We start from the raw sequence: 529 nt of genomic DNA on the forward strand, positions 1-529 counted from the left end.
GGCTCATCCGAATCCAGGGTGTAGTCGGGGTCTGAACCCGCCGGTCTCGAGCAGGGATCTGGCGATGTAGTTGGTCAGGTTGCGGAACCCCAGCGCCGAGCCGCGCAGGTGCTCGAGCCTGCCGTTGATCGCCTCGGTGGGCCCGTTGGAGGTGCTGGGCCGGTCGAAGTAGGCCAGGACGTCGGCGGCGCGCTTCTTCAGCGTCCTGCCGAGCTTGGTGATCTCGACCAGGGCCTTGGGGACGCCGGTGCTGATCGAGTCGATGAGCCGGGCCATCAGCTCGCGGCCGTGGCGCCGGTTCTCGTGGCGGTAGGCGGCGATCATGCGCTGGTAGACGCTCCAGGTGACCTCGACCTCGACGTGGGCGTCGTCGGCGAACAGGGTGTCCAGTCGGTCCTTCTGCTTGTCGTTGAGCAGGTCGGCGCCGGTGGACAGGGTCCGGCGGGCGGCATAGAGCGGGTCGCCCTTGCGGCCGCGGTGCCCACAGATGGCCTGCTGAACTCGCCGTCGGCACTCATCGAGCGCCTCG

General features: G+C 68.8%; 1 protein-coding gene. It reads right to left on the reverse strand.

Annotated features, from left to right (window positions below):
• Positions 1 to 3: 3 nt before the first annotated feature.
• Positions 4 to 529 (reverse strand): ISL3 family transposase (locus ACT3TZ_RS15260; protein WP_444584259.1); only part of this gene is annotated, 526 nt, incomplete at its 5' end.

Origin of the sequence: Brachybacterium sp. AOP25-B2-12, from assembly GCF_052378625.1 — a bacterium.
Classification (GTDB): domain Bacteria; phylum Actinomycetota; class Actinomycetes; order Actinomycetales; family Dermabacteraceae; genus Brachybacterium.